Below are 15,330 nucleotides of genomic sequence, written 5' to 3'. Positions count from 1 at the left end.
GTAAGCATCCGGATTTGCTGACTTTTTTAGGGAAGGGATGGGACAAAACCCGGTGAAACGGTCCCGATCCCAGGAATTCGCCTTCGCACGAGTCGTTCAATCATGTAAACTTGGTGCCGGGGTAGAGGACGACCAGGAGGGCTTTTGGCACTTGCTGCCGGCAACACGACGCGTCTGTGGACGCTGGTCGCGAAGGAGTTCTGGCGCAAAACGCGCCGGCGCCTGCGTGCCGGGCCCATTTATCGCTGGCGCTATTCCGGCCGCACGCCCGAACGCGTCCTGATCGCGCCACCGGACCTGCGCCTCGCCGACCCGCAGATCGCGCTTGAGATCTATTACGGCCGTTATCCCTTGTCGGGGCATCTGGTCGAAACCGGCGGCAAATCGCCTTTCCAGATCAACGTGCCCAACCGCGGCTGGCAGAAGACGCTGCATGGGTTTCGCTGGCTGCGCCACATGCGCGCCGCCGGTACCGAGCTTGCCGCCGCCAATGCGCGTGCCCTGGTGTCCGACTGGATCGCCATGCATGGCAACAACATTGCCGGTGTCGCCTGGGAGCCCGGCACCACGGCCAAGCGCATCATCGCCTGGCTGCAGCATTCCTCCGTCGTGCTGCAGGGAGCCGAATTTCCCTTCTACCGCGCTTTCCTGAAATCGCTGGCCGTCCAGATCCGCTATCTCAGGTCGATGGCGCGCGAAATGCCCGACGGCAAGGACCGGCTGCGCGCCCGCATCGCGCTCGCCTTCGCCGCTCTTTCGCTGCCGGCGCCGGCTTCGGCGCTGCGCGGCGCAACCCGCAACCTCGCCGAGGAGCTCAACCGCCAGATCCTCGCCGATGGCGGCCATATCTCGCGCAATCCGATGGCGGTGCTGGAAATCCTCGCCGACCTTTTGCCGCTGCGCCAGACCTACGCCAACCAGGCCGAAACCCCGCCGCAGGCACTGATCGGCGCCATCGACCGCATGCTGCCGGCGCTGCGCTTCTTCCGCCACCAGGATGGCAGCCTCGCGCGCTTCAACGGCATGGGCGCCACCATCCATGACCGCATCGCCACCATCCTGCGCCATGACGACACCGCCGGCGCACCCCTGCTGCACGCGCCGCATTCGGGCTATGAGCGGCTGTCGATGGGCGGCGTCACGGTCATTGCCGACACCGGCCTGCCGCCGCCGGTCGACGTCTCCAACGCCGCGCACGCGGGCTGTCTCGCCTTCGAACTGTCGTCCGGCCGCCAGCATTATATCGTCAATGCCGGCATCGATACCTATGGCGCCGCCGAATTCCGGCCGCTGGCGCGCGCCACGGCCGCGCACTCGACCGCCACCATCAACGATACCTCGTCGGCTCGCTTCAGCCATTCGTTGCGCGTCAACGACCTGCTCGGTTCGCCGCTGATCGGCGGCCCGCAGCATGTGCCGTGCAAGCGCATCGACCAGAAGGGCGTCCAGGGCTTCATCGCCCGCCACGACGGCTATATCCAGCGGTTCGGCTTCCTGCACGAGCGTGAGCTGAAACTGTCGACGAACGGCAATGTACTGGCCGGCAGGGACCGGTTCCAGAAGCCCGGCAATGCCTCGATCCGCAACAATGGCCGCGACTTCATCACCGTGCGCTTCCATGTCCATCCCGACATCAATCTGCTGCAGGACGAGCACGACCGCCTGGTACTGACCGCCGACCAGGCCGACAGCTGGGTGTTCACGTCAAGCGAAGTGGTGCCGGAGGTCGAGGAATCGATCTATTTCGCCGGTCTTGGCGGCCCGCGCCGCAGCCGGCAGATCGTGCTTGCGTTCAAGGCCTCCGAGGTGTCCGAAGTCCACTGGCAGCTGACGCGCACCAGCATCGCCGGCTATCCGGAAAACAATTGATCGTGCCGGCCGCCGCTGGAGCGTGACGCCGAAAAGTGCGCGGCGCTGGCTTGCCGCTTGATTTCCTGATGTCATGTGCTACGGCGCGGGCTTGCCCCTCCAGCCGTGAAAGGCCGCCAGCCATGGCCGTCGCCGCCAAGAACATTCCCGCCCCGGACCTCGTCCCCGTGCGCCGCGCCCTGCTTTCGGTTTTCGACAAGACTGGCCTCATCGACTTCGCCAGGGCATTGGCGGCGGCCGGTGTCGAGCTGGTCTCGACCGGCGGCACCGCCAAGGCGATCGCCGAAGCCGGCATGGCGGTGCGCGACGTCTCCGAGCTCACCGGGTTTCCCGAGATCATGGACGGCCGCGTCAAGACCTTGCACCCGTCGGTGCATGGCGCGCTGCTTGGCGTGCGCGACGACCCCGAGCACGCCATGGCTATGCGCAAATACGGCATCGAGCCGATCGACCTCGTCGTCTCCAATCTCTATCCCTTCGAGGAAGTCCGCCGCTCCGGCGCCGACTACGCCGCGATCGTCGAGAACATCGACATTGGCGGCCCGGCGATGATCCGCGCCTCGGCCAAGAACCATGCCTATGTCGCCATCGTCACAGATCCCGGCGATTACGCTTCGGTGCTCAACGCGCTGGAGATGAACATCGGCTCGCTGTCGCTGGATTTTCGCAAGAAGCTGGCGGCCAAGGCCTTTGCCCGCACCGCCAGCTATGACGCGGCGATTTCCGGCTGGTTCGCCGAGGCGCTGGAGATCGAGCATCCGACCTGGCGCGCCTTCGGCGGCAGGCTGGCCGAGGTGATGCGCTACGGCGAAAACCCGCACCAGGGCGCCGGCTTCTATGTCAATGGCGACAAGCGTCCCGGCGTCGCCACGGCACGACAGCTGCAGGGCAAGCAGCTGTCCTACAACAACATCAACGACACCGACGCCGCCTTCGAACTCGCCGGCGAGTTCGATCCGGCCCGCTCCGCCGCTGTCGCCATCATCAAGCACGCCAACCCTTGCGGCGTCGCCGAGGCCGCCTCGCTGAAGGCAGCCTATGCCAAGGCGCTTGCCTGCGATCCGGTCTCTGCCTTCGGCGGCATCGTCGCCGTGAACCGCACCCTCGACGCCGAGGCGGCGGAGGAAATCGTGAAAACCTTCACCGAAGTGATCATCGCGCCCGACGCCACCGACGAAGCGGCGGCGATCGTCGCGGCGAAGAAGAACCTGCGCCTGCTGGTCACCGGCGGCCTGCCCGACCCGCGCTCGCCCGGCACGACGGTCAAGTCCGTCTCCGGCGGCCTGCTCGTTCAGGGTCGGGACAATGCCGTGGTCGACGACCTCGAGCTGAAGGTGGTGACGAAGCGGGCACCGACGCCGGCCGAAATGGCCGACCTCAAATTTGCCTTCCGCGTCGCCAAGCACGTCAAGTCGAATGCCATCGTCTATGCCAAGGACGGCGCCACCGTCGGCATCGGCGCCGGCCAGATGAGCCGGGTCGATTCCTCACGCATCGCCGCCCGCAAGGCGCTCGACGCGGCCGAGGCGGCAGGCTCGGCCGAACCGCTGACCAAGGGCTCGGTGGTCGCCTCCGACGCGTTCTTCCCCTTCGCCGACGGCCTGCTCTCGGCGATCGAAGCCGGCGCCACGGCGGTGATCCAGCCGGGTGGCTCGATGCGCGATGACGACGTCATCGCCGCGGCCGATGAACATGGCATCGCCATGGTGTTCACAGGGGTCAGGCATTTCAGGCACTGAGCGCGTTTACCCTCCCCTCGGCGGGGAGGGTAAAGCGCTATTCCGCCGGCCGGTCCGCCGGATATGGCGTGCGAACCAGTATCGCCATGCCGATGCCGAGGAACAGGATGATCACCGCCATGCCAAGCCGCGCCGAGTCGCTCAGCGCGGTGATGGTCGCCACCAGGAACGGCGCCAGGAAACTGGTCGCTCGTCCGGCCAGTGCGTAGATGCCGAAATAGCGGCCGGATTCCGCCGCCGTGACGCTGCGCGCCATGTAGGAACGCGACGACGCCTGCACCGGACCGAAGGCCAGCCCGATCAGCAGGCCATACATGATGTAGGCCTTTTCGGCGGCCGTGCCGAACAGGCCACCTGAGTCGGTGGTCGGGAGCTGGATCAGGCCGAGCAAGGTGAAGCCAGGACCGGTCGAGACGACACCGATGGTGGCGACGGACAGCATGACCAGTGAAATCATCACCACCGCCTTGGAGCCGAGCGCGGTGTCGAGCCGGGCCGCAATCCAGCAGCCGAAGATGGCGACGACATTGAGGATGATGCCGAACATGCCGATCTCGGTGATCGACCAGTGGAACATGCCCGCCGCGAAGGTGCCGCCAAGCGCCAGCAAGGCGTTGACGCCGTCCTGGTAGATCATGCGGGCGACGAGGAAGCGGAAGATGCCGCCGCGCTTGCGTACCTCGGCCAGCGTCGATTTCAGCTCCGACAGGCCTTCACGCACCGCTGGCCCGATCGGAATGCCCTTGATGGCATCCGGCGTGAAGAAGAACATCGGCAGGATGAACAGGAAGTACCAGCCGGCCGACAGCGGCCCGGTGGCGCGCGCATCCTCGCCAAGCTTCGGGTCGAGCCCGAAAAGCGGGTTGATGCCGATGATCGTCTTGCCGGTCTCCGGCGAGCCGGCGAGACAGGTGACGACGAAGATCAGCGCGATCATGCCGCCGAGATAGCCGAGGCCCCAGGCGGTGTTGGAGATGCGGCCGATCTCGCTCTTCGGCACCAGCCGCGGCATCATCGAATCGTTGAACACGGTGGAGAATTCCGCCGCCACCGATGCCAGCGAAAACAGCGCCACGATCAGGAACAGGTTCGAGCCCGGCGCGGCGAACCAGAGCAAGGCGAGACTGGTGATCTTGATCGCGGCGAAGAAAGCGATCCATGGCTTGCGCGGACCGGTCTGGTCGGCGATCGAGCCGAGGACCGGCGACAGCACGGCAATGACCAGCCCGGCCGCCGCGATGCCGTAGCCCCAGACCGCCTGGCCGGTGTTGGGATCGCCAGCCATGCGCGAAACGAAATAGGGGCCGAAGATGAAGGTGGTGACGACCGTGAAGAACGGCTGCGCCGCCCAGTCGAAGAACATCCATCCCCAGATGCCGCGTCCGGACGCACGCTGCACAGTCTCTACCGCCATGATGATTCCTTTGGCCCGCCCGCGTCGGGCGCCATGTCTGCATTTTTTCCGATGCTCATGCAAATGACAAGCGTCGCGCCGCCCCTCATTGCCCTGCCGGGCATTTCTCCCCGTCACTATACGGGGAGAAGGTGGCGGCAGCCGGATGAGGGGCGGCGCCAGCTTGCGAAACGAACCTGCTCACATCCCCGTCAGGTCGCTCATCAGCCCTGACGCGACCGACAGCCGCGACACGGTGATGTCGCCGCCCTCGGTCAGCGCCTGCAGCCGCTCGCGTATGCGCGCCACGCGTTCGCCGCCGGCTTCCAGCCATGCAGCGACCGGATCCCCCGCCTTGGCATGACCGGTGAGTGCCGCGACCGCAATGCCGCGACGCGCCGCACCAATCGTGTCGGTAGCGCGCGAAAGCGCAAGCTGATCATAGTAGTCCGAAGGTGTGATCGAGCGCGCGGCATCCTCGACGCGGGGAATCCGGAAGGCATCGCTGACGGCAAAGAACGCCCTTGCCGCGGCGACGATGTCGGCATTTGCCATCCGCGCGGTCAGCGCGATGTCGGGGACGAGTTCCGCCACCTCGCTCAGCGCCAGCTGTTCGGCCAGCCGCTCAGGCGCGCCGGCCTTGAACAGCCCGTGCCGTTTCTCCTCGATGCGTTCGCGCGAAAACGCCGGCAGCAGCGAAACGAGCTTCGACTCCAGCGCCCTGCGCGCCTCCTGCAGCTCCGCGATGCGCTGGCCAAGGGGTGCCATGCCGGTATCGTTCTTGAGATACCAGCCGCTGGTCACGTAGATCAGCCGGCTGACCATCTGGTAGAGATCGAGCTGCACCTGGCCGTCGATCTGGTTGTCGAGCGCGTCGATCTCGCGATAGAGCACCGGCAGCGCAAAGCCGTCACGCACCACGGCGAAAGTGCGCACCACGTCGGCGGCGGTGCGCCCCGTGGCCTCCTGCAACCGGTTGACGAAGGAAGGGCCGCCGCGATTGACGAGGTCGTTGGCGACGACGCGGGCGATGATTTCGCGGCGCAGTCGGTGGCCATGTATCTCGGCCGCGTATTTCTTCGCCATCCGGTCCGGGAAATAGCCCATCAGATCGCGGTCGAAATGCGCGTCGTCGGGCACGTCGCTAGCGACGATGTCGGAGAACAGCACGATCTTGGCATAGGCGAGCAGCACGCCGAGCTCGGCCCTGGTCAGCGGCTCGCCACGTGCTTCGCGCTCGGCAAGGGCCGCCGGTGACGGCAGTGTTTCCACGGCACGGTCGAGCAGGCCGCGCGCTTCGAGCGCCGTCATGAACCGGGCCTGGTGCGCGATGTCGGCGAGGCCGCGCTTGCGGGCGATCGAAAGCGCCAGCGTCTGCTGATAGTTGTTGGACAGCACCAGCCCGCCGACCTCTTCGGTCATCTCGGCCAGCAGCTTGTTGCGTGCAGGGCGCGTCAGCGATCCCTTGCGCATGGCCGACGCCAGCGCGATCTTGATGTTGACCTCGACATCGGAGCAGTTGACGCCGCCCGAATTGTCGATGGCGTCGGAATTGCAGCGGCCGCCATTCATGCCGAACTCGATGCGCGCCCGCTGCGTGACGCCGAGATTGGCGCCCTCCCCGATCACCTTGGCACGCACGTCGAGCGCCGTGATGCGGATGGCGTCGTTGGCGCGGTCGCCGACCTCGGCGTTGGTTTCGGTGGATGCCCTCAAGTAGGTGCCGATGCCGCCGAACCACAGGAGATCGACCGGCGCCTTCAGGATGGCGGTCATGATCTCGACCGGCGTGGCGGTCGTCTTGCCGAGGCCGATTGCCGCCGCCGCCGCGGCCGGCAAGGTGATCGACTTCTGATTGCGCGAGACGATGATACCGCCTTCCGACAGCTTGCTCTTGTCATAGTCCTGCCAGCTCGAGCGCGGCAGCGCGAACATGCGCTCGCGCTCGGCCATCGAGGCCGCCATGTCCGGATCGGGGTCGATGAAGATATCGCGGTGATCGAAGGCGGCGATCAGCCTGGTTTTCGGGGACAGAAGCATGCCGTTGCCGAACACGTCGCCCGACATGTCGCCGACACCGACGGCGGTGAAAGGCGATGTCTGGATGTCGCGGTTCATCTCGCGGAAATGCCGCTTGACCGCTTCCCAGGCACCCTTGGCGGTGATGCCCATCTTCTTGTGGTCATAGCCCGCCGAGCCGCCGCTGGCGAAGGCATCGTCGAGCCAGAAGCCGTGCTTCTCGGAGATGGCGTTGGCGGTGTCGGAGAAGGTCGCCGTGCCCTTGTCGGCGGCGACGACGAAATAGGGGTCGTCCTGGTCGCGGCGCACGACACCCGCTGGCGGAATGACACCGTCCAGCCCGATATTGTCGGTGATCGACAGCAGGCTGGAGACGAAATTCTTGTAGGCGGAGGTGCCCGCCTCGAAGATCGCGTCGCGGCTGCCGCCCGCCGGCAGGCGCTTGGGGAAGAAACCGCCCTTGGCGCCCACCGGCACGATGACGGCATTCTTGACCTGTTGCGCCTTGACCAGGCCGAGCACCTCGGTGCGATAGTCCTGGGCACGGTCCGACCAGCGCAGGCCGCCACGCGCCACCGGGCCAAAGCGCAGGTGCAGGCCCTCGACCTCCGACCCGTAGACGAAGATCTCGCGCCACGGCCGTGGCGCCGGTAGCCCTTCGACCGCCTGCGACTCGAGCTTGATCGCCAGGGACTGGCCTTTCTGCTTCGTATCGGCAACGAAATGATTGGTGCGCAGCGAGGCTTCGATCAGGTTGAGATAGCGGCGGATGATGGTGTCGTCATCGATGTTGGGCACATCCTCCAGCGCATCCTTGATCTTGGCCTTGAGATGCTTTGCCGCCACCACCCCTTCGCCCTCGGCCGTGGGGCCAAGCCGGGCAATGAACAGCGCATGCAGGCCGCGCGCGATCTCGGGATACCGATTGAGGGCGGCAGCGATGAAATCCTGGCTTTGCGGAATGCCGACCTGCTGCAGATAGCGGCCATAGGCGCGCAGGATGGTGATTTCACCGGACCACAGGCCGGCTGTCTGGGCGAGGCCGTTATAACCGTCATTGTCGACATCGCCGCGCCACACCGACAGGAACGCATCCTCGAACAGCGCGCCGCCATCGGTAAGGTCGATCGGCTTGCCGTAGCTGTTCTCCAGCTCCATGTCGTGGATGAAGACCAAGCCGGACTGGTCGTCGCCGACCTCGAAGGTGCGCTCGCTGATGACGCGGAAGCCGATGTTTTCCAGCACCGGCACCCGCCGCGACAGCGCCACCGGGCTGCCATGGTGATAGATCTTCAGCGCCGCCTGATGCGGCTTCTGCTCGGCATGGCGGTAGTAGTCGATGGCGATCGGATTGTCGGCGCTGATCCTGGCGATGCGCCCGGCATCGACCAGCGCCACCGCCGCGCTGAAGGAGTCGCGATAACTTTCCGGCAGCCTTGCGGCGATGGCCTTCAACGCCTGGTCGCCGCCATCGGCGTCCGCCGCGTCGGAAAGGGCATCCTCCCAGGTGCGCACGATGTCGCGGATCGCCGCCTCGATCGTCGCCTGCTCGACTTTCGGCGTCTTGCCGCCTGAGCGGCCGATGATGAAGTGCACGCGCGCCAGCCCGCCTTCGGGGAAGGCCGGGTAATAGGCCGACAGCCGGCCCTCGAACACGGTCTTGAGATAGGCGCCGATCTTCTCGCGCACGACGCTGTCGTAGCGGTCGCGCGGCACGAAGACGAGAATCGAGACGAAGCGGTCGAACTGGTCGGCGCGCACCAGCGCCCGAACGCGCGGCCGCTCGATCAGCCCCAGAATGGCCGCGGCGTGCTTGCGCAGGATCGGCACCGGCACCTGGAACAGTTCGTCGCGCGGATAGCTTTCCAGCACGTTGATCAGCGCCTTGCCGGAGTGGTCATGCCGGTCGAAGCCGGACTTGGCGATGATGGTCTCGGCCTTTGACCGGAGATACGGGATCTTCATCACCGACCGCGTGTAGGCGGTCGAGGTGAACAGGCCGACGATGCGCAGTTCACCCGACAACACGCCCTTGGCCGTGTAGGTCTTGACGCCGATGTAATCGAGATAGATGCGCCGGTGCACGGAAGACTTGGCATTGGCCTTGGTGACGATCAGCGGCTCCGGCCCATGCAGGAAGGCGCGAATCTCGGGCGTTGTCGTCACCGCTTCGGTGCCGCGCCTCAGCACCAGCACGTCGGGATCGCTGAGGATGCCGAGGCCGGGCTTGTCGGCGCGCTCCAGATTGCCGCTTTCCTCGCCGCCGGTGTATTTGAACTCGCGCATGCCGAGGAAAGTAAAATTGTCGTCGCGCAGCCATTCCAGGAAGGCGATCGCCTCGGCCACGCTCTTCTTGTCGAGCGGCACCGGCGAATAGCGAAACTCGGAGATCGCCTGGTCGAGCCGGGCCAGCATCGGCTTCCAGTCGTTGACGGCGGCGTGGACCTGGCCAAGCATCTTGCGCAACCGCTCGGTCAAGGCGTTTGCCGCGTCCGCCGTCAGCCGCGGGATATGGACGTGGATGACGCTCAGCCGGTCGTGATTGCCGTCGTCCTTGGCGAAATTGCCGTCCCCCAGGATTTCCTCGACACCGCGCTTGCCGTGACGCACGGTGATGACCGGGTGGGTGACCAATGTCGGCTCACCCGACGTCTCGGTAACCTCGCCGAGGATGGAATCGAACAGGAACGGCATGTTGTCGTTGACGACGGTAATGACCGTCACCGGCCGGCCTTCGCGAACGACGCCCGAATCGGCCTCGACGGCAACAACGCACGCGCCCTTCTTGTGCCTGGCGACCGCCTGGCCGGCGAGGTCGGCGGCGCGTTCGAGGTCGGCCACGTCATAGGCGGCGATGTCTTCGGCGGGCGCGCGCGCGAGCAGGTAATCGGCGAGCCGGGCAGGCCTTTCCTCGGTTTTTGTCGCTGATGTGGTTTTTTTCTTCGGCTTCGCTGCGGATTTCACGCTGGCCATGACGCTATTGCCTCCCGTCGAATGCTTTTACGACTATCGTAGCAGATGACCGCTGTTTGGCGACAAAGGTTTGACGGCTTGCCGAGAATTATCCGAATTCCGCGGCAAGGCCGCGCCCGAAGAGGAGAAAATGACCATGACCGGCAAGATCACCGCGCTTGATCTCGATTCAAGGGAACTGAGCGAACCGACAAAGGCCTATTTCGCCAAATGCGAGGAGAAGCTCGGCCTGGTTCCGAACGTGCTCAAGGCCTACGCCTTCGACGACAAGAAGCTGCGCGCCTTCACCGACATGTACAACGATCTGATGCTGGGTGATTCGGGCCTGTCGAAGCTGGAGCGCGAGATGATCGCGGTCGCGGTCTCCTCGATCAACCATTGCTATTACTGCCTGACCGCGCATGGCGCGGCGGTGCGCCAGCTGTCCGGCGACCCGGCGCTCGGCGAGATGATGGTGATGAATTTCCGCGCCGCCGCTCTTTCGCCGAGGCAGACCGCCATGCTCGAATTCGCGGTCAAGCTGACCGAGGAGCCGGCAAAAATCCTCGAGGCCGATCGGGCGGCTTTGCGCCAGGCCGGCTTCAGCGACCGCGACATCTGGGACATCGCCTCGACTTCAGCCTTCTTCAACATGTCGAACCGCGTGGCTGCGGCGATCGACATGCGGCCGAACGACGAATACCACGCCATGGCACGGTGAACGACGGCAGGAGCCCAACTAGGCCTTATATTAGACGACCCTCATTCTCGTTGCTTGTTTGCCGGTTTGGTCCGATGATCGGCAGGCGGCATGACCGCGTGCCGGTTCGATGCCGCTCATCAAGGGAGGAGAACATGGCGAAGTTTCTCTATGTCTATCACGGCTCCGGCAAGATGCCGACGAGCGAAGCCGAGCGAAAGGCGATGACCGACGCCTGGACAGGCTGGTTTGGAAAGCTTGGTTCGGCTGTTGTCGACCCTGGCAATCCGGTCGGCATGTCGAAGACCGTCATGCCGGGTGGCAAGATAGAAAACAATGGCGGCAGCAACCCGACCGGCGGCTACTCGATCATCGAGGCCAGGGATATCGACGATGCCGCCGAGAAGGCCAAGGGCTGCCCGATGCTGGCCATGCCGAACTGCAATGTCGAGATCGCCCCCATCATCAATATGATGGGCTGACGCCTCGCCTCAGGATCGTGCCGCGATCGCCGCGGCGGCACCGGCCATCGTGGTGGCGCTGACGCGGTTGGCGATCTTCATGGCGCGCTTGCTCTTCAGGAGCTTGCGCGCCTGCGATGCGGCAAGCACCCAGGCAAGGTCGATGGCGATCAGGACCACCGCCATGGTCGCCGTCAACTCAACCCAGCCGACAATGCTGACCGATGCCAGGTCGATGATGGTCGGCAGCAGCGCCAGGTAGAACATCATGATCTTGGGGTTGCCGAGCGTCACCGCCATGCCCGCGAAAAACAGCTTCGCCGGCGAATCCTCGCGCGGCATCTCGCCCTCTTTCGCGTCGACGGGCGCCGTCCACATCTTCCAGGCTAGGTAAGCGAGATAGGCGACACCGGCCCATTTCACCACGACAAAGGCGAAGTGAAAGGTCTGTGCCACCACGGCCAGCCCGAACACCGCCAGCGACAGCCAGATGCCCTCGCCGATCCACATGGCGAGCAGGAACGGAAACACGTCGCGAAAGCCCTTCGCGATGACACGCGCCACGAGTGCGGCGATCGACGGACCGGGCGAACCGGCGGCGACGAACAAGGCGGCGGCGAAAATCAGCAACGAGGTAAGATGCATGGCCAATATCTCTGTCTGACAAGCTCTTAAGCCTGACACTAGCGCATGCGGTCGACCTGCGGTAGCACCGACGAAAAAGACGCTTGTCGGCGCGGCGTCACGCCGCTAGAAGAGCCGCCGCGAAACAATTTCGAGCTTCACTTTGCCTCAGTAACCGCCGGTCTCGTCAACTCCCCCGACACACTCGCATGGCACCGCATCCGTGGTGCCTGTTTCATGTTCATGTGTTCTTCTGGGCGGCGGTTCGAGACCGGTTTGGCACTGCTGAACCGCTGTCGCGCGCTTTCCGCCGGCGACACCTGACTTCACCATCTCCGCAGCCTACCGCCACGCCGCGCCCGCATGGGCATCTCGACATTGCCGACCTGATGAACTTCCCGACGGGAAGGGCTTATCGGCATGTCTTCCGCTGTACGTATCCACTGGGCGATCACGCCCGCAATCGCACCTCAACCGCTCATCAACTGCAATCGCTGCGGCGGCGTGAAGGCCTATCGCTGCAGCGGCAAATTCCGCGTCAACGCCAATGGCAAGCGCATCGACGTGTGGCTGATCTACCGCTGCGTCGATTGCGACAATTCCTGGAATTTCGGCATTTTCGAACGCTGCAACCGCCGCGACATCGAACCCGCACTGCTGCAGGCACTCGAAAGCAACGACCCGGGGCTGGCGCGGCGCCATGCCTTCGACATCGTCGCCTTGCGCAACCGGGTGGGGCGTGTCGAGGAGTTTGCCGATGTCGCCGTCCGCAAGCGGTTGCTCGGCGATACCAGGGAAAGCCCGGCGATCCTGGAACTGCGGCTCGGGCTGGAAATGCCGACATCGCTCCGGCTCGATCGTCTGCTCGCCAATGAGCTCGGCATTTCGCGCTCGCGGCTTCAGGCGCTGGAGGAGCGGCGCCTGCTGGTCATCGATCCGGACGGAGCCAAGGCCTTGCGCAAGCCGGCCCGCCAGGGAATGACGATCCGCGTCGACCTGGCCGGCGAGCCGGACCACGAAGCGATCATCAGCGCGGCCGGCGGATGAACGAGAGAGGGGCGGAGCATGTGATGCTCCGCCCCTCTCAGAAATCGTCTGGAGAAAAATTTACGCCGCGCCGACCGCCTTGGCCGACTTCTCGAAGCGCTTGCGCTCGTTCGGATCGAGATAGAGCTTGCGCAGGCGGATGGTCTTCGGCGTCACCTCGACCAGCTCGTCGTCCTGGATCCAGGCCAGCGCGCGTTCGAGCGTCATGCGGATCGGCGGGGTGAGCTTGACCGCCTCATCCTTGCCGGCGGCACGGATGTTGGTCAGCTTCTTGCCCTTCAGAACGTTCACTTCGAGGTCGTTGTCGCGGGAGTGGATGCCGATGATCATGCCCTGATAGACCTTGACGCCCGGGTCGATGACCATAGGGCCGCGGTCTTCCAGGTTCCACATGGCGTAGGCGACCGATTCGCCCTGCTCGTTGGAGATCAGCACGCCGTTGGTGCGGCCTGGCAATTCGCCCTTGTAGGGCTCGTAGGCATGGAACAGCCGGTTCATCACGGCGGTGCCGCGCGTATCGGTCAACAGTTCCGACTGGTAGCCGATCAGGCCGCGCGTCGGCGCGTGGAACACGATGCGCTGGCGATTGCCGCCCGACGGGCGCAACTCGACCATCTCGGCCTTGCGCTCCGACATCTTCTGCACGACGACGCCGGCATGCTCCTCGTCGACGTCGATGACGACTTCCTCGACCGGCTCCAGCAATTCGCCGTTCTCGCCCTTCTGCATGACGACGCGCGGACGCGACACGGCGATCTCGAAGCCTTCGCGGCGCATGGTCTCGATCAGCACGGCGAGCTGCAATTCGCCACGGCCGGAGACGAAGAACGAATCCTTGTCGGGCGATTCCTCGATCTTGAGCGCGACATTGCCTTCGGCCTCGCGCAGCAGGCGGTCGCGGATGACGCGGCTGGTCACCTTGTCGCCTTCGGTTCCGGCGAGCGGGCTGTCATTGACGAGGAACGACATGGTCACGGTCGGCGGATCGATCGGCTGCGCATGCAGCGCCTCGGTAACCGCCAGGTCGCAGAACGTGTCGGCGACGGTGCCCTTCGACAGGCCCGCGATGGCGACGATGTCGCCCGCCTGGGCTTCCTCGATCGGCTGGCGCTCGAGGCCGCGGAAAGCCAGGATCTTCGAGATGCGGCCGGTTTCGATCTGGGTGCCGTCATGGTGCAGCACCTTGACCGCCTGGTTGGCCTTCAGCGTGCCGGATTCAATGCGGCCGGTGATGATGCGGCCGAGGAAGGGGTTGGCCTCCAGGATGGTGCCGATCATGCGGAACGGGCCGGGATGAACGGTCGGCGCCGGCACATGCTTGACGATGAGGTCGAACAGCGGCGCCAGCTGCTGGTCCTTCGGGCCTTCCGGATTTTCCGAAACCCAGCCATCACGGCCCGAACCATAGAGGATCGGGAAGTCGAGCTGCTCGTCGGTGGCGTCGAGCGCGGCGAACAGGTCGAACACCTCGTTGACCACTTCGACATGACGAGCGTCCGGGCGGTCGATCTTGTTGATGACGACGATCGGCTTCAGCCCGACCTTCAGCGCCTTGCCGACGACGAACTTGGTCTGCGGCATCGGACCCTCGGCGGCATCGACCAGCACGATGGCCGAATCCACCATCGACAGGATGCGCTCGACCTCGCCGCCGAAATCGGCGTGGCCGGGGGTGTCGACGATGTTGATGCGGGTATCCTTCCAGTCGACCGAGGTCGCCTTGGCCAGGATGGTGATGCCGCGTTCCTTTTCGAGGTCGTTGGAATCCATGGCGCGCTCGGCGACGCGCTGATTGTCGCGGAAGGAGCCGGACTGCTTCAAAAGCTGGTCGACAAGGGTTGTCTTTCCATGGTCGACGTGCGCGATAATCGCGATATTACGGAGTTTCATGTTCTGGTCTCGGGAGCGTTGCAGGCAGCAGGCCAAAGGCGCCGCCTCTTTCGGTTGCGCGGCTCATACAGGGTTTTTCGCATTTGCGAAAGAGGACGCGCGACACCAAATACTCATCAAATCTTAAGCATCTGCGTGTGAGATGATTTTGTTAACCAAGGCGGGAACCTTTCAGGACCCGGACAGTTCGAACATCATGACCGATAAACTCAATCGTTTTTGGCCGCTCATCGCATCCGCGGCCTTTGCCATGCTGCTGGCGGCCAATGCCGCACAGTCGGCCGCGACGCTTAAGGAGGCACGGCCGGCCTTGCCGTCCAATGCGCCGGCCGAACAGGTCTTCGCCGATGCACCCGACGGCGTCGATCCGGTGGTGACCGGCCCGGTCACCGCCGCCTTCAAGCAGCGCCAGGACGCCGCCAACTGCGACACCGCCGTCTGGCCGAACATTCCAATGGTCTGCTACCCGGATTAGAATCCTCATCGCGGAACTGGCGGGGTCTAAGCTGCCAGTCTCCCCTCCTTGAGGGGGAGATGGCCGGCAGGCCAGAGGGGGGGTCGGTTCGACCGGGCTCAACTCATTTTCGCAGGCGCGGGACGTCAGCGCTTCACGCGCCAGCACTCCTCTGTCGCCTT

10 protein-coding genes are annotated in these 15,330 nt (G+C 64.8%); 6 read left to right on the top strand and 4 right to left on the bottom strand.

Features of this window, described 5'->3' with window-relative positions; genetic code table 11:
• Positions 1-144 precede the first annotated feature (144 nt).
• Both AC07SZ_RS17815 and purH read left to right on the top strand, forming a co-directional pair.
• Positions 145-1,869: a heparinase II/III family protein gene (locus AC07SZ_RS17815; RefSeq protein ID WP_172371849.1), complete on the top strand. Its 1,725-nt coding sequence runs from the start codon at positions 145-147 to the stop codon at positions 1,867-1,869.
• 122 nt (positions 1,870-1,991) lie between these two features.
• A complete protein-coding gene (gene purH, locus AC07SZ_RS17810; protein WP_172371847.1) occupies positions 1,992-3,608 on the top strand; it encodes a bifunctional phosphoribosylaminoimidazolecarboxamide formyltransferase/IMP cyclohydrolase in 1,617 nt (538 codons plus the stop codon).
• Positions 3,609-3,645: 37 nt separating this feature from the next.
• On the opposite strand, the gene AC07SZ_RS17805 is transcribed toward purH, so the two are convergent.
• Together AC07SZ_RS17805 and AC07SZ_RS17800 are read right to left on the bottom strand one after the other, a co-directional pair.
• Positions 3,646-5,022: an MFS transporter gene (locus AC07SZ_RS17805; protein WP_494915276.1), complete on the bottom strand. Its 1,377-nt coding sequence runs from the start codon at positions 5,020-5,022 to the stop codon at positions 3,646-3,648.
• A gap of 180 nt (positions 5,023-5,202) precedes the next feature.
• On the bottom strand, positions 5,203-9,993 hold the full coding sequence (locus AC07SZ_RS17800; protein WP_494915274.1) for an NAD-glutamate dehydrogenase: 4,791 nt from the start codon (positions 9,991-9,993) through the stop codon (positions 5,203-5,205).
• Between the two features lie 136 nt (positions 9,994-10,129).
• Between AC07SZ_RS17800 and AC07SZ_RS17795 the strand changes: the two genes are divergently transcribed.
• Both AC07SZ_RS17795 and AC07SZ_RS17790 read left to right on the top strand, forming a co-directional pair.
• Positions 10,130-10,693 (top strand): peroxidase-related enzyme, encoded by a 564-nt coding sequence (locus tag AC07SZ_RS17795; protein ID WP_494915273.1) that lies wholly within the window; start codon positions 10,130-10,132, stop codon positions 10,691-10,693.
• 134 nt (positions 10,694-10,827) lie between these two features.
• The gene (locus tag AC07SZ_RS17790) at positions 10,828-11,154 is read left to right on the top strand and encodes a YciI family protein (RefSeq protein ID WP_056575027.1); all 327 of its coding nucleotides are present in this window, start codon (positions 10,828-10,830) and stop codon (positions 11,152-11,154) included.
• Between the two features lie 9 nt (positions 11,155-11,163).
• Here AC07SZ_RS17790 and AC07SZ_RS17785 read toward each other — a convergent pair whose 3' ends face one another.
• Positions 11,164-11,778 (bottom strand): LysE family translocator, encoded by a 615-nt coding sequence (locus AC07SZ_RS17785; protein WP_056575019.1) that lies wholly within the window; start codon positions 11,776-11,778, stop codon positions 11,164-11,166.
• A gap of 399 nt (positions 11,779-12,177) precedes the next feature.
• On the opposite strand from AC07SZ_RS17785, the gene AC07SZ_RS17780 reads away from it, so the two are divergent.
• A complete protein-coding gene (locus tag AC07SZ_RS17780) occupies positions 12,178-12,804 on the top strand; it encodes a DUF1062 domain-containing protein (protein ID WP_056575016.1) in 627 nt (208 codons plus the stop codon).
• Between the two features lie 60 nt (positions 12,805-12,864).
• Here the strand turns inward: AC07SZ_RS17780 and typA are convergent, their stop codons facing one another.
• Positions 12,865-14,694 (bottom strand): translational GTPase TypA, encoded by a 1,830-nt coding sequence (gene typA, locus AC07SZ_RS17775; protein WP_056575012.1) that lies wholly within the window; start codon positions 14,692-14,694, stop codon positions 12,865-12,867.
• Positions 14,695-14,890: 196 nt separating this feature from the next.
• Here typA and AC07SZ_RS17770 point away from each other — a divergent pair, with 196 nt between their 5' ends.
• Positions 14,891-15,169, top strand: a complete 279-nt coding sequence (locus tag AC07SZ_RS17770) for a hypothetical protein (protein ID WP_244494121.1) — start codon at positions 14,891-14,893, stop codon at positions 15,167-15,169.
• Positions 15,170-15,330 lie beyond the last annotated feature (161 nt).

The organism is Mesorhizobium sp. GW821-FHT07A06, from assembly GCF_059419085.1.
The sequence above is the reverse complement of the archived record's forward strand: the minus strand, read 5'-3'. Positions and strand labels throughout refer to the sequence as shown.

Bases quoted from the DNA above. Each gene is read 5' to 3' on its own strand.
- purH (WP_172371847.1), top strand. From the start codon at position 1,992: ATGGCCGTCGCCGCCAAGAACATTCCCGCCCCGGACCTCGTCCCCGTG.
- AC07SZ_RS17805 (WP_494915276.1), bottom strand. From the start codon at position 5,022: ATGGCGGTAGAGACTGTGCAGCGTGCGTCCGGACGCGGCATCTGGGGA.
- AC07SZ_RS17800 (WP_494915274.1), bottom strand. From the start codon at position 9,993: ATGGCCAGCGTGAAATCCGCAGCGAAGCCGAAGAAAAAAACCACATCA.
- AC07SZ_RS17795 (WP_494915273.1), top strand. From the start codon at position 10,130: ATGACCGGCAAGATCACCGCGCTTGATCTCGATTCAAGGGAACTGAGC.
- AC07SZ_RS17790 (WP_056575027.1), top strand. From the start codon at position 10,828: ATGGCGAAGTTTCTCTATGTCTATCACGGCTCCGGCAAGATGCCGACG.
- AC07SZ_RS17785 (WP_056575019.1), bottom strand. From the start codon at position 11,778: ATGCATCTTACCTCGTTGCTGATTTTCGCCGCCGCCTTGTTCGTCGCC.
- AC07SZ_RS17780 (WP_056575016.1), top strand. From the start codon at position 12,178: ATGTCTTCCGCTGTACGTATCCACTGGGCGATCACGCCCGCAATCGCA.
- typA (WP_056575012.1), bottom strand. From the start codon at position 14,694: ATGAAACTCCGTAATATCGCGATTATCGCGCACGTCGACCATGGAAAG.
- AC07SZ_RS17770 (WP_244494121.1), top strand. From the start codon at position 14,891: ATGACCGATAAACTCAATCGTTTTTGGCCGCTCATCGCATCCGCGGCC.